General features: G+C 46.4%; 14 protein-coding genes. 11 read left to right on the forward strand and 3 right to left on the reverse strand.

The features are described 5' to 3' along the window. The first annotated feature begins 14 nt into the window (after positions 1-14). The 5 genes from EJN92_RS17650 to EJN92_RS17670 all read left to right on the forward strand — a co-directional run bounded on the left by EJN92_RS17650 (position 15) and on the right by EJN92_RS17670 (position 3,996). Complete coding sequence (locus EJN92_RS17650; protein WP_126129015.1) at positions 15-221, forward strand: hypothetical protein; 207 nt, start codon at positions 15-17, stop codon at positions 219-221. Between the two features lie 223 nt (positions 222-444). Beyond that, positions 445-660, forward strand: coding sequence for a hypothetical protein (locus EJN92_RS17655; RefSeq protein ID WP_126129016.1), 216 nt, complete (start codon positions 445-447; stop codon positions 658-660). Positions 661-1,128: 468 nt separating this feature from the next. Beyond that, on the forward strand, positions 1,129-2,436 hold the full coding sequence (locus EJN92_RS17660; RefSeq protein WP_157984386.1) for a GGDEF domain-containing protein: 1,308 nt from the start codon (positions 1,129-1,131) through the stop codon (positions 2,434-2,436). A 64-nt stretch (positions 2,437-2,500) separates the two neighbouring features. Then, positions 2,501-3,322, forward strand: coding sequence for an SAM-dependent methyltransferase (locus tag EJN92_RS17665; protein ID WP_126129018.1), 822 nt, complete (start codon positions 2,501-2,503; stop codon positions 3,320-3,322). 287 nt (positions 3,323-3,609) lie between these two features. Further along, entirely contained in the window at positions 3,610-3,996 is a 387-nt protein-coding gene (locus EJN92_RS17670; protein ID WP_126129019.1) for a hypothetical protein, read from the forward strand. An 86-nt stretch (positions 3,997-4,082) separates the two neighbouring features. On the opposite strand, the gene EJN92_RS17675 is transcribed toward EJN92_RS17670, so the two are convergent. Both EJN92_RS17675 and EJN92_RS17680 read right to left on the reverse strand, forming a co-directional pair. Beyond that, the gene (locus tag EJN92_RS17675; protein WP_126129020.1) at positions 4,083-4,715 is read right to left on the reverse strand and encodes a DUF2242 domain-containing protein; all 633 of its coding nucleotides are present in this window, start codon (positions 4,713-4,715) and stop codon (positions 4,083-4,085) included. Between the two features lie 287 nt (positions 4,716-5,002). Beyond that, positions 5,003-5,755 (reverse strand): hypothetical protein, encoded by a 753-nt coding sequence (locus EJN92_RS17680; protein WP_126129021.1) that lies wholly within the window; start codon positions 5,753-5,755, stop codon positions 5,003-5,005. Here EJN92_RS17680 and EJN92_RS21475 point away from each other — a divergent pair. Further along, complete coding sequence (locus EJN92_RS21475; RefSeq protein ID WP_157984387.1) at positions 5,754-5,891, forward strand: hypothetical protein; 138 nt, start codon at positions 5,754-5,756, stop codon at positions 5,889-5,891. The genes EJN92_RS17680 and EJN92_RS21475 overlap by 2 nt on opposite strands. A gap of 3 nt (positions 5,892-5,894) precedes the next feature. On the opposite strand, the gene EJN92_RS17685 is transcribed toward EJN92_RS21475, so the two are convergent. Beyond that, on the reverse strand, positions 5,895-6,410 hold the full coding sequence (locus tag EJN92_RS17685) for a DUF6160 family protein (RefSeq protein WP_126129022.1): 516 nt from the start codon (positions 6,408-6,410) through the stop codon (positions 5,895-5,897). 1,217 nt (positions 6,411-7,627) lie between these two features. Here EJN92_RS17685 and EJN92_RS17690 point away from each other — a divergent pair. The 5 genes from EJN92_RS17690 to EJN92_RS17710 all read left to right on the forward strand — a co-directional run bounded on the left by EJN92_RS17690 (position 7,628) and on the right by EJN92_RS17710 (position 12,164). Further along, the gene (locus tag EJN92_RS17690; RefSeq protein ID WP_126129023.1) at positions 7,628-8,143 is read left to right on the forward strand and encodes a DUF6160 family protein; all 516 of its coding nucleotides are present in this window, start codon (positions 7,628-7,630) and stop codon (positions 8,141-8,143) included. A gap of 149 nt (positions 8,144-8,292) precedes the next feature. Further along, entirely contained in the window at positions 8,293-9,084 is a 792-nt protein-coding gene (locus EJN92_RS17695) for a hypothetical protein (protein ID WP_227869596.1), read from the forward strand. A gap of 11 nt (positions 9,085-9,095) precedes the next feature. Further along, entirely contained in the window at positions 9,096-9,917 is an 822-nt protein-coding gene (locus EJN92_RS17700; RefSeq protein WP_126129024.1) for a DUF6160 family protein, read from the forward strand. 384 nt (positions 9,918-10,301) lie between these two features. Then, positions 10,302-11,063: a C39 family peptidase gene (locus EJN92_RS17705; RefSeq protein ID WP_126129025.1), complete on the forward strand. Its 762-nt coding sequence runs from the start codon at positions 10,302-10,304 to the stop codon at positions 11,061-11,063. A 63-nt stretch (positions 11,064-11,126) separates the two neighbouring features. Then, positions 11,127-12,164 (forward strand): transporter, encoded by a 1,038-nt coding sequence (locus tag EJN92_RS17710; protein WP_126129026.1) that lies wholly within the window; start codon positions 11,127-11,129, stop codon positions 12,162-12,164. Positions 12,165-12,174 lie beyond the last annotated feature (10 nt).

A 12,174-nucleotide genomic window follows, 5' to 3' on the forward strand; every position in this document is an offset into this window, starting at 1 on the left:
TGGAGCACAAGACCGTGATCACGCTCTACGAATACATGCAGCAACCGCGATTTTGGATAGCCCGTGACGAAGACGGTTATTGGCTAGTGCCTGCGCGCGACGATGGCTGGAGCGAGCGCAGCCCCTTTGTCGGGCGCACCAGCAATCTATGCGAACTGCGTGATCTGGACGGCATAGATCTGGGCTTGCCAGTCGCGAGTTCAGACGATAGGCCCGTCTGAACTCGCGACTGCATTACGCCGCGCCTGTCAGAATGGGCATAGGTTCTAAGGGTTTTCTGGGTTTTCTGCGCTTTTGCCAGCGCCGCAGTGGCAAACAGCGCTGCTTTAGAGACAAGTCAAGTGATCTTCGAATAATATTTCTCTCATGACTACAAAAATGCACTAGAATTCTCTGTTGCAATTTATTACAAATTATTTCCACACATAAACATTAAGCTTAACAATGTCAAAATTACTCGATTACCTCAATACCCTGGACAAAGACGCCGCAGCACGTGAAGCGCACGCCAAAGACCCAAAAGCCGCGATGAAAAAATTCGGATTAACGCCAGAAGAAAAAGCGGCGGTGATGTCGGGTGATAAGAAAAAGATTGCGGATTTGGCGGGTGTGGATGAGGCTGCACTATCCTCTATACAAGTAAATATATCCTCCTTTTAAGCTTAATTAAACGTAGCGATAATGGTGATGATTAGGAATCTTCAGAAATTTCTCTTACTTATCCTACGTCTTTTTGTCGTAATACTTCCCTTATCTGCAATTGCTGACGAATCGCTATCCGTCGATGCACTACTTGATTTATCTTCACAATATCTAAATACAGCACCGGAAAAATCAATTGAAACATTAGACAAATTAAGTGCTTTCAAGTTAACCTTTAATAAAAAACAAACAGAAAGATATTATTTTATTTCTGCGATTTCACTGGGCTTTAGAGGTAAACATAAAGAACGAGTGGAATGGGTTCAGTCATTTATTGAAAGAGTTAAAGAGCCTGAATTAAGGATTAAGTTTTTATATCAATTGTCTGATGGATATGCCAATCTCGGCGACTATGAGAACGCATTAAAGACGATAAATCAGAGCATTATATTATTGTCAAAGACCTCTTCGCCAGAAAATCAAATCATGGCATTACAGGCCGCGGTGACTTTGCTAAATTCATTGCATGCATATGATGAGGCTATGGTTTATGCGGATCGTATGTATGAGTTAGAAAATAATTCAATAAATAATCTCTCAAAATGTTATGGCTTAGCTAATCGTATTGAGACGGGCTTCTTACGTGGGGATCGCAAAAAAGCGCGATCCTTGGTTGCTGAAACATCTCAAATTTGTGATGCCAGTAATCGGCAAGTAATAGGTCAGATTGCCAGAAGCTTAGCCGTAGTTGATATGATTGATATAGGATTGAATGAGGCGGGCATAAAGGAAGGTTTGTCTATATTGCTTGAATTCTCAAAAACAAACCAAACCTCAGATTATGTAACTCAATTGGAAGAGGCCATCGCGCGCGCATATTTAAAAAACGCTGATCTGCAACTAGCTGAGCGTTATGGTCTACAAGCCTACCAACACGCGCAAAACTCCAAAGTTCTGCAGATGATGGAGAAGTCCAGCGAAACCATGGCCAAGATCAAACGTGCCCAAGGTGATATGGCAAGTGCTCTGGATTATTACGACATCAATCTGGCGCTGAAAAAGAAGGTCTTGGACGATCAACTGCATAAGAATCTGGCCTATCAAAGGGTTAAATTCGATACTCAGGACAAGGCCAATCAACTGAGTTTGCTGGAACAAAAAAACAAAATTCTAAGTACCGAGAAACAGCTGGAACAAAAGAATAACCAAAATCTACTGATGTTGATTGCGCTCGGTGCCATTCTGATGGTGGTGCTGTTGGCCTGGACTTTAAAAATCATCCGTCAGAAAAATCTATTTCGCCTTTCTTCGCAATTAGATGCTTTGACGCAGCTGAGTAATCGCGGTCATTTCGTTGCCTGTGGCATGCAGCAGTTTGAGAAAACGCAGGGCGATATCAGTGTGATCTTGTTTGATATGGATCACTTTAAAAACATCAACGATGGCTTCGGTCACGCCAGTGGCGATTGGGTACTCAAAGCGGTCAGTGCCCGTGTTACAGCCTTGCTGCCCAAGGCCGAGATGCTGGGGCGGCTAGGCGGAGAAGAATTTGCCATCTGCCTGCCTAAGTTCGATACGCATCAGGCGCTGGCGCTGGCCGAAAGCTGCCGCGCCGCGATTGCCGCCATCGACAGTTTGCCCAGCGGTTTTGCCTTCCCGATTACCGCCAGTTTTGGGGTCGCCAGCCGCGGCATGCGCGAGCTAAAAGAATTTGAAGACACCCTGGCCGCCGCCGATAAAGCCCTGTATTTCTCCAAAACAGAAGGCCGCAACCGGGTCTCGCTGTATCAATAATAGTTGGCAGCCTAGAGCTGCCATCGAGCATTTTTTAGTCATCCATTCATCACAATTTAATCTCATGAACACACAAAAAATCGGCAAATTAATTTGCGTAGGCACAGGCATGCGCATGGCGGGGCAGATGACGCCTATCGCTCTGAGCCATATAGAAACAGCCGATGTGGTGATCGCCGCTGTGCCTAATCCATTTGCGCGCAAATGGCTGCAAGGCGTGGCGAAAGAGTACATCTGCCTGCTCGGCTATTACAGTGATTGCGAAGTAGAAGGTAAAAATCGTCGCGATACCTATAGGCGCATGGCCGACACCATACTTGAGCATCTGCGTGCCGGTAAAACGGTGTGCGCTGCCTTTTATGGTCACCCCGGTATTTTTGCCTGTATCTCGCATATGGCGATTGCCGATGCACGCGCCGAAGGCTTTAGCGCCGTGATGGAGCCGGGGATTTCGGCCGAAGATTGTCTGGTGGCCGATATCGGTATCGATCCGGGTAAGTTTGGCATGCAGTCTATGGAAACCACCCAGTACATGATTTATCAGCGCAAGCTCGACCCTAGCTCTTTGCTGATCTTGTGGCAGCCGGGTCTGGCGGGCGAGCTGAGCTTAAAACGCTTCGACACCAATCAGGCCCGTTTGCAGATTTTGGTCGATAAGCTGGCACGCGATTATCCGCTAGAGCATGAGGTGATCTTGTACGAGGCAGCCACCCATCCACTAGAGGCGACCCGTATCGACAGGCTGATGCTGAAAGATTTGCCGCAGGCGCGCTTGCAGCAAATCACCACACTGGTGATCCCACCAGCCTACACCTTGCAGATCGACCAGGAGATCGTCGATTTACTCAAGGCCACGACGATAGCGCCATTAGCCGACGCTGCTTAGTTTTGAAAATAGCATAGGCCGCTCGCGCATAGCCCATGCGGGTTTCCAGCCTGCCTGGCCTGCAAGCCGCATGGGCTATGCGCGAGCGGGCAGGTGGCTTTTGAAATCGGCGTACAAAGCGCTAAAACGGCCAGGTTTTCAGGTCTTTATTGGCATAATTTCACTATTGATTTTGCTCTGCTGATGGTTTTTTTGATAGTGAGCAATTTTTACTTTGATTTTAGCCTGATCTTATTTAGAATCAGCTTGGTCAGACAAAGTGGTTTGTCTTAACGAGGAGATATGCGATGAAGAAAATGATAAAAAATTCGGTAGTTGGTGCGGCTTTGCTGGTAACTTTGTCGCTGGCTCAGGCGCAAGCGCCTAAGGCTGCGGTGGATATTTCTATGGATGGCATTTTTACTGCCCTCACTTCTAGCAATGATTTGCAGTACACAGTTGATACTCTGATCGCGCACGGTGCCAACTTGCGTACGGTGGTGTCTATCGCTGCGGCAGCCGGTATCCCGCAAAACAAGGTAGAAGACTTGCAAGTGTGCGTGAATGAAATCTCAGCTGACGTCAAAGTGCTGAGTGCCACTTGCTTACGCCCACGCTCGGTGCAAACTGCGTATGTGGCGGGCATGAATGATCCTCTGAACTATTTACCGGCAACGGCGGCAGGTAAGCGCTAATTTAGCGCGCCTGCTGATGCAAAAAGCTAGCCTAGGCTAGCTTTTTTATTTGGGTTTGCTATTTTGGCTGGCTGTTGGCGCTCAGCTTAATTTGTCTTCCCTTTAGGCTCGGACTTTTTCTCAGTTGGGCTGGCGCTGGTAGCTAAGTCTTTTTTCATCGCTTCGCTTTCATCGCTATCGACCGAAGAGTCATCCATGTAACGCTCTAGTAGCTCAAAAAACCTCTGGTAAAACTTGCCAGTAGCGACTGTTTCGCTCGATACCTTGACCAAGGCATCATCGCTAGCGCCGAAAGGCAAAGAGACCGAGCCAAAACCACCGACACCTAAACTGGCATTACTACTTTTCTTGAGGGTGTAGCGATCCAGCACCGCATTGGCAAACACGCTGCTGCTATTACTGCCTTTGCCATCTTTAGCGCAGACCACAGTAAATTCGATTTCTACATGGACATCGCTGTCGCGTTGAAATTTTCTGCGTCCTTTGATGTAGGAAGACTTGCCATCGTAAATTACATAGCCCTGGCTCAAGAGCGCACGCCTGGCCGCTTCGCAGGCCTCGGTTTCTGATCCGGCAAAGGTGTTAGAGAAGACATTGCTGGCGCCAAATTCTTCTTGTTGTTGGGTGACTTGCTTATTCCCCGCGCAGCCTGAGAGTAGGGCAACGCTGATGGCGGCCATCGCCATGCCACGGCTGCCATGTGCTAAAAGTGAAAACATACAAAATTTCCTGCAAAAATCTAAATCAACTGGTTTAACTTGTTTCTATCCAAGCCCGAATTTTACGGCATTTGCCTGTTAGGCGGGAGGGCAGGGGAATAGTTCAATTTAATTATCAGGATAACGCCTGGACTGGCGCTCGTTGTTTGCCAGGTTCAGGGCTTTGTTTGGCTGCAGGAATGCGGCAGAAGTAAGCTAAGGGGGGTAATGCTAGGCTAGGAATAGACGCAGATAATGTTGATTATTTTCTCTGCGTCTCTGTGTCTACATATCTATAAGCGAAAAAATTAATGTGCTTTGATGGTCAGTGTGGTGCCGCGTAGATCGATACCCTTGATGTCTATACTGCCAAAGCTGGGCCCGGTACTGCCTTTGATGCGTATGTTTTCAAACTTCATTTCACCGATAGAACTTGGCAGATTAAGCGTGATAGAGCCGTCCTTATTGATCACCGCCGCCGCATTGGCTGAGTCGTAGACCACATCCTTGATCGTGGTTTTGGCGTCCAGCATCATCAACAAGGGATTCATTAATTTGGCGACACTGCCCAAGACTTGTAGACCTGGGTCTTTACGCTGTTGCAGATCGACTTGTTGGTTTTGCCTGTTGTGCAGATTGTTATTATTGTTTTGCAGATTCAAATTGAGGGCGTCATTAAGCGTGTCATCGAGAATACCTTGTCCGGATATTTCTGAGAGCTCTTGTTCGGTCAGCGTGCGCCAATTATTTTGACCCTGGCTGTTAGAGGTTTGCGTTAATTGCGTCACCGGCGCAGGCACCACGGCGGCATAGGCCTGAATCGGTGCAAGTAAAGAGCTGGCGATGGTGGCGGTTAAGCGCAGGGTGCGCTGCTTGCGCAAGATGCCCTGGATCTGGCGCTGGGTAATCAGATTCCACTCGGCGAAAATATCACCTAAGCGTTGCCCGGTTTCTTTTTGTAACTTGATCGCCTCGGTCAGTTGCTGTTCAGAGATCAGTTTTTTACTGACCAATAATTGACCAAGCAGTGATTTTTTTTGATTTTGTTTAAGCCATTCCATGCTATCCACCCGTCATGATCTGCGTGATTTTTATTCTGTTGCTAGCAGCCAGCGCTGGCTGCTAGCAACAGAAAATGGCGGACATCAAGCTAGCTCGATGTCCGCCACCTTCTGGCTACGCTTTAGTCGAAACTAAAGATTAGTGAGCCCAGATATACACTGTAGTGCCTTGCAATTTGATGTCATTCATAGCGAATGAACCATAAGATGCTGTGCTGTTACCCATTTTGATAGCCGCAACAGACATGTTCAACTCATGACCAGGCGCCACTGTGATTTGTGGAATAGCGATTTTGACGACATCGCCAACTGGCATGAAAGCAGCTAAACCAGCACCACCAGTAACGCCCAATACTGAGTTAGGGCCGCTTGCGGCGCTAGCGTCAGCTTTAAAAGATGCATTGTCGATGATGTCGATAGTGGCCGCAAATGAACCTGTGATCGCGATGTTGTTGAAGCTTACCGAACCACCGGCAGTATCAGTATCTGTGTAGACAAAAGAGCCGACATTGATGTTCAGGTTAGCGGCGATAGATACACCGTCTTGACCGCTGACTTGGCTCAGATCGGAATCTTCTATTGTCGTCATGGCAGATGCGGCCATTGCGAAAGAAGACAAAGCTGCTGCGAGTGCGAGTTTTTTGATCAGTTTCATAGTAAATCTCCAGTTATTTAATTTAGTTTTCTAGGTTTTTTTACTCAAGCAAACATGATGTTCTATGTCGCTTCGAAAGACATCTCGCTACACAAGGCGCTGGCTATTAGCGTCAGTGTTGCTAGGTGCTGCAGGGAATTTTGTTTTCACGCCATGTCGCTGCCTCACGTAATTAAGATTAAGTGAATTGCTTTTACGCTCACAGAGCTTATTTAGAATATTTATTCAGAATTTCCACTTGGCAATGCTAGCGTTTTATTTTCATAACAAATTCAGAAAATATTGACTCCAATAGCCCGCTGTTTTTTTCCTATGACGACACTGAAATTTTGCTGTTTTTAGAATGTGTAAAAAATAGAAAAAAGCACGCAGCGTTCGTTTTGCGAGAAAAAAACAACAACAGAAAAAGTCTAAAAAAAATGCGTCAAATTTTGCACCAGGCGAACCCCGCCTGCAGAAATGTATTCGTCGCGAAAATGCTATTGAGATGCACATTCATGTGCAGTATGGGTTCGTGATCTTGATGGATCGTGACTAGAAATGCGCAGCTTTTGCGAGTGCCAAGCTAGGTTGCATTCACGAAGAGATCAATTTTTTGTCAGCGTTGAAGCTGCTATGAAAAAAGTAAAGTCCATTGAACACTGCGGCATGTAGATTCATAGGAAAACACAAAAAATTTTCCGTTTTCGCGCTAGTGCTCTGCGCCTGCTTTTAAAACAGATTTTCACTTTTATTTTTAACTCACTGAGCAGTGATTTTTCTCGTAAATATTCCGTCCGGAAACTTTCGCACACGCTCTTTTTCTGCATGTTGTTTTTTTGCTTAGCCTCTTTTTTGGTGTCATCGCGGTTTAATAATCTTCATTTTTACTTGAGAATTTCATAGATGAAAATCGATGAAATTGAGCGCTTAGCGGCAACTCTGTTTTTTTCTGATGTGGGGACTGATTTATCGTGATTAAGATGTTTTTGAGTAAAGACTCTAAATAAAATCTGTGATCGCAAAAACAATTCCATTAGTCTTTATTAGGTGATGCAGCGCTGTTGAGTTAATTCAAAACCCGTTGCGTAACCGAGCATCAATGACTGTGGAGCACATGGTCAGACATCGCAAAATGTTTCCAAAAGTCGCATTGAGCAGTGTGTTCGTTGAGATAAAAATTTAGAGATACTTAAAAAAATTTATTAAAACAATTTAAAAATAACTGGAGATTTACCATGAAACTGATCAAAAAACTCGCACTCGCAGCAGCTTTGTCTTCTTTCGCAATGGCAGCATCTGCCATGACGGCTATCGAAGATTCCGATCTGAGCCAAGTCAGCGGTCAAGACGGTGTATCTATCGCTGCTAACCTGAACATCAATGTCGGTTCTTTTGTCTACAAAGATACTGATGCTGCAGGTGGTTCGGTAAGCTTTAATAACATCGCGATCACAGGTTCATTCGCTGCCACTATCGACATCATCGACAATGCTTCTTTTAAAGCTGACGCCAGCGCTGCAAGCGGCCCTGCATCTGTCTTGGGCGTTACTGGTGGTACTGGCTTAGCTGCTTTCATGCCAGTTGGCGATGTCGTCAAAATCGCTATTCCACAAATCACAGTGGCGCCTGGTCATGAGTTGAACATGTCTGTTGCGGCTATCAAAATGGGTAACAGCACAGCATCTTATGGTTCATTCGCTATGAATGACATCAAATTGCAAGGCACTACCGTTTATATCTGGGCTCACTAAGCTAGCTAGTTAAGCTCTTTTTAGAGTTAGCTAAAGACAAGAGACGAGGATCGATGTGAATCGAAATCCGTCTCTTTTTCTAGGGGATTTTTTTTACTCCTAGTGTTTTTGACTTTGTGATGTTCCATTTTGCTCGATGGGTTGGCTCCGTGAAAATCAAACGTTTACCAAAAATCAGAACTTTGATCCTGGCTTGTCTCAGTGCTGCACTGACGCTTTGCGCGGCGGCCAGAGCCGAGTCATTAGAATTGTCTGAGCAAGAATTGGCTGATGTGAGTGGTCAGGGTCTGACGATTTTAAGTAACAGTAGTTATAACGGTCTAGATTTTTCGCGCATTACGCTCAATGCCGACCTGACTTTAAACGTAAATTTTAAGAATATAGTTTTGGGTCAGTACAACTATGCGCCGAATAATGGCCTGGGTGCTGATATCAATATGCCTGCACTACAGTTTGGTCGTAGCGATGGCACTGCCGCGCAAAGATTGGTGCAAATTTCTAATCCTTATTTAGAATTTGTCTACGACAATACCGCTGGTGCTGGAAATAATAAGATGCTTGGATTAAGAGTCGGCTTCGATGGTATTTCTGGCGACATCGGCATGCGCCTGGCTTCGCTGAGCGGTTCTATGTTGGTTGATGGTGGTGCTGCAGGCATACTTGATTCAAATGCGGGGAGTGGTAAACGCTGGGATGGTAGTTGCCCGACCGGTGGTTCTGGTTGTCTGGCAATGTCGCAACTTGGTGGCGTCACTGCTGGCAATGCAGCAGGGCCTAGTCGGGATTTTTGGATTTCTATGTTAAGTGCGCCGGTGCAGTTTCAAGGCGCAGCTGGCATGGCTCAGCCAGCTTTGGCACAAAGCGGCGCCTGGATGAATTTCCGTGATCGTCTTACTGCAATTGTCGGTGCGCTGCCACCGAATCTGGCGCTCGGTCGCTGAAGCCTGTATCCATGAACTTCTTGCGCGCCCTCAGGCTCCGCTTGTTGTGCCCATTGCTGGCACTGAGTAGCGCGGCTTTGGCTGCGGATCTGCAGGCATTGAACGATGAGGCCTTGTCTGGTGTGCAGGGGCGTGATGGCGTTTCGTTTTTACTTGGTTTGAACGCCAATATAGGTTCCGTTCATGTTGGCACCTATGACACAGATAATAATGCCGCCTCTATCATCTACAAGAAATTGGCCTTGACTGGGACCCTAGGAGTTCAGTTAAATATTTTTCAAAATGTTCCTGGCATGCCGGATATCATCAATTTATCTTTGCCAGATATCACGAGCAACTATCCCTTGCAATATGCCTATGACCTGGAAATTGCCGCCAACGGGCGTAGTTTAGGTACCAGTGTCGCTCATCAAAACATGTCCTATGTGGGCAGTCATATGCAATGGACGACTTCAGGTTCTGGCGGTCTGACATTTGGCCTGGGTTTAAAAATGTCAACGGAAAATATATTTTTTCAACCCAATGGTCGTGGCATTGCGAATGGCCAGATGAATGTGAATGGTTTGAAAGTTGCGAATGCTGACGGCACAGCTACACCATGGGTAATTGCCGACGTGGTCAATCAACCAGGTTCGTTTAGGGTCATTAATGATGCCAATGGAAATTCCAATTTTCAATTTGGAATCGCCTGGCCAGATGTGCAGAAAGATGCATCGGCCGGTAGCCTGCATGTCGATAATATTAGCTTCACGACGCCCACGGGTAAGGTCGATCTCGGCGCTAGCAGCATAGGGTCTATGCAGATCCAATACCTGAATGTGAAGTTTAAATGAGCGTGAAATCAGCGGAAATTTGTCCAGATTTATTCTAGTTTAATCCGTGAATGCTAGCAGATTTTAAAAGTGTGCATCTCTGAGGCTCACCTCTAAAATCTAGCTTGCGAATTGTTTGATTGGCACGTTAGTGTTGAGTGTCATTTTAGTAAATGAAGTAGCCGAGGATATTTTTTTGCTGCGACTTGACCGGAGAAATCAGGCGCTACGCAAATGCAATAATTGATGCCATTGAATGAGTTCAGTTGGTGATGTTGAACAAATATAAGATTAAAGAGACAGTATGAAGAGCATCGTTAGGATACAAATATCCAAGGAGCACGCGCACAGCTTGTTCTCGTTGAATTTTTCGGTAGCGAACGCGCTAGTGGTTGGTGTGACGCTATGCTGATGCTGTTGGCTAGTTTGGTCGCCGTCTTAGTCGGCGGATCTGCGATTTGGTCCAAGCATGAACCTTTAGATCGCCCTAAAAATCAATTTGAACTGCAGCAGACTGGCGTCGGTGGTGGCCCGATTACGCAATCGGTTGTGATGGAGCCGTTCTCTGAGCTTAAGTATAAACATATTGCGCGTCAGGCTTTTGACTACAGTTGCGGCTCTGCGGCCCTGGTCACTATCCTCAATTTTCATCTGGGTTTAAGTGTGACTGAGCAGGAGGCGATGGAGGGCATGCTGGAGCGCGGCGAGAAAGAAAAAATCATTGCGCGCAGAGGGTTTTCTTTATTGGATATGAAGCGTTATGTGGCAGGCTTAAATATCGAGAGCGCAGGCTTTCGTGGTGAAGTAAAAGACTTATTGAGCCTGGAACATCCGGCTATTGTTCCTATCGATTACGCCGGTGCCAAACATTTTGTGGTCTTGCGTGGAGTGCGCGATGGCATCGTGTATATCGCAGATCCCTCCGCCGGTAATATCGTCTTCTCGCTCAAAGAGTTCGCCACTCTTTGGGATCGCAATACTCTCTTCATCGTTTACCCCCCTAAAAATCGCCCTATCTTGGGGCAGCTCGCCCTGTCCGACATGGAGCTCGGTGTCACTGACATGGATAGAGTCAAGGATAAGGGCCAACTACAAATGATGAGCACAGTGCTGCCGATGGAGCGGGTGATTAACGGCTACGGCGGCATCTCAATTATTCATCGTTGATGCAAGCACACAAATTCTATCCTTAAGCAAACAAATTTATTTATTCGGTCACCAGGAGTTTTCATGAAGTTTCATACTATGTTGGGTTTGCTTGCTGTTGCGGTTGCCATGCCAGTTCAGTCTCAAGAGACATCCGCAGTCAAGAGTCCTACTACCGACGTTGCCAAAGCCGGGGATGCGGCGGCACGCGAAGCTCTGGCAAAAAAAGAAGGTGATGGCGATCAGGCGAGTCTACTGAAGCAAACATTGACCTCGGTTGACAAGGATTACACCTTGATTAAAAAGGGCGCGTTTCAACTGATTTACGATCTCAATTACGCTTACATAGGTCAAGATAAAATCAATACAGATTTGGCTTCAGGTAGTGTCACCTTGTTTAATATTGAGAATGTTAATTCGCATACTTTGACGAATACATTTTCTCTCGATTACGGTTTGTTAAATAATTTGACGGGTAACTTTACTTTGCCTATCGTGAGTAAATACACGCAATCGCAAGTGCTGGATGGCACCTCGAACTCATTTGGTGATATGAGTTTTGGTGCGCGTTTTCAGCCGTTTGAAGCGAAACGCGACTCCGCCTCGATCACCGCAAATGCTGGTCTGCGCCTGCCTACTGGCACTAGCCCATTTAAAGTCGTGGCGGGGAGTGGTATTGCGACTGGCTCTGGTGTGACGGCTTTTAGCGGCGGTGTCAACGTGAATAAAATTGTTGATCCGGTGGCGATTTTTGGCTCCTTAAATCTGACCTACAGTTTGCCAGCAAAAAAATTGAGCCAGGTAATGGGGTCCAAAATTCTCACCGAAGTCAGACCTGGTCTCACTTTTGGTTTTGGTGCCGGTTTCGCTTATGCGCTTTCGTATGCGATCACTACTTCAGTGTCATTTCAAGAGTCTATTGCGGCCGGTTCTAAGCTGCGCTTCACGGATGGTATTAATACCGTTCAGGTGCGCACTACACCGCAGACTTCTGGTGTCTTGAGTTTGGGATTGGGTTATCGTCTATCGCCAAAAACCACGCTCAATACCTCGGTAGGCATAGGCTTGACTGCCAATTCGCCTAATTTTACTTTGGATATGACCTTGCCTTTGTCGTTCTAAAAAGGCGCGA

Source organism: Undibacterium parvum (genome assembly GCF_003955735.1).
Classification (GTDB): Bacteria; Pseudomonadota; Gammaproteobacteria; order Burkholderiales; family Burkholderiaceae_D; genus Undibacterium; species Undibacterium parvum.

Coding starts and splice junctions, on each gene's coding strand:
- EJN92_RS17655 (WP_126129016.1), top strand. CDS start 445: ATGTCAAAATTACTCGATTACCTCAATACCCTGGACAAAGACGCCGCA.
- EJN92_RS17660 (WP_157984386.1), top strand. CDS start 1,129: ATGGCATTACAGGCCGCGGTGACTTTGCTAAATTCATTGCATGCATAT.
- EJN92_RS17665 (WP_126129018.1), top strand. CDS start 2,501: ATGAACACACAAAAAATCGGCAAATTAATTTGCGTAGGCACAGGCATG.
- EJN92_RS17670 (WP_126129019.1), top strand. CDS start 3,610: ATGAAGAAAATGATAAAAAATTCGGTAGTTGGTGCGGCTTTGCTGGTA.
- EJN92_RS17675 (WP_126129020.1), bottom strand. CDS start 4,715: ATGTTTTCACTTTTAGCACATGGCAGCCGTGGCATGGCGATGGCCGCC.
- EJN92_RS21475 (WP_157984387.1), top strand. CDS start 5,754: ATGCTATCCACCCGTCATGATCTGCGTGATTTTTATTCTGTTGCTAGC.
- EJN92_RS17680 (WP_126129021.1), bottom strand. CDS start 5,755: ATGGAATGGCTTAAACAAAATCAAAAAAAATCACTGCTTGGTCAATTA.
- EJN92_RS17685 (WP_126129022.1), bottom strand. CDS start 6,410: ATGAAACTGATCAAAAAACTCGCACTCGCAGCAGCTTTGTCTTCTTTC.
- EJN92_RS17690 (WP_126129023.1), top strand. CDS start 7,628: ATGAAACTGATCAAAAAACTCGCACTCGCAGCAGCTTTGTCTTCTTTC.
- EJN92_RS17700 (WP_126129024.1), top strand. CDS start 9,096: ATGAACTTCTTGCGCGCCCTCAGGCTCCGCTTGTTGTGCCCATTGCTG.
- EJN92_RS17705 (WP_126129025.1), top strand. CDS start 10,302: ATGCTGATGCTGTTGGCTAGTTTGGTCGCCGTCTTAGTCGGCGGATCT.
- EJN92_RS17710 (WP_126129026.1), top strand. CDS start 11,127: ATGAAGTTTCATACTATGTTGGGTTTGCTTGCTGTTGCGGTTGCCATG.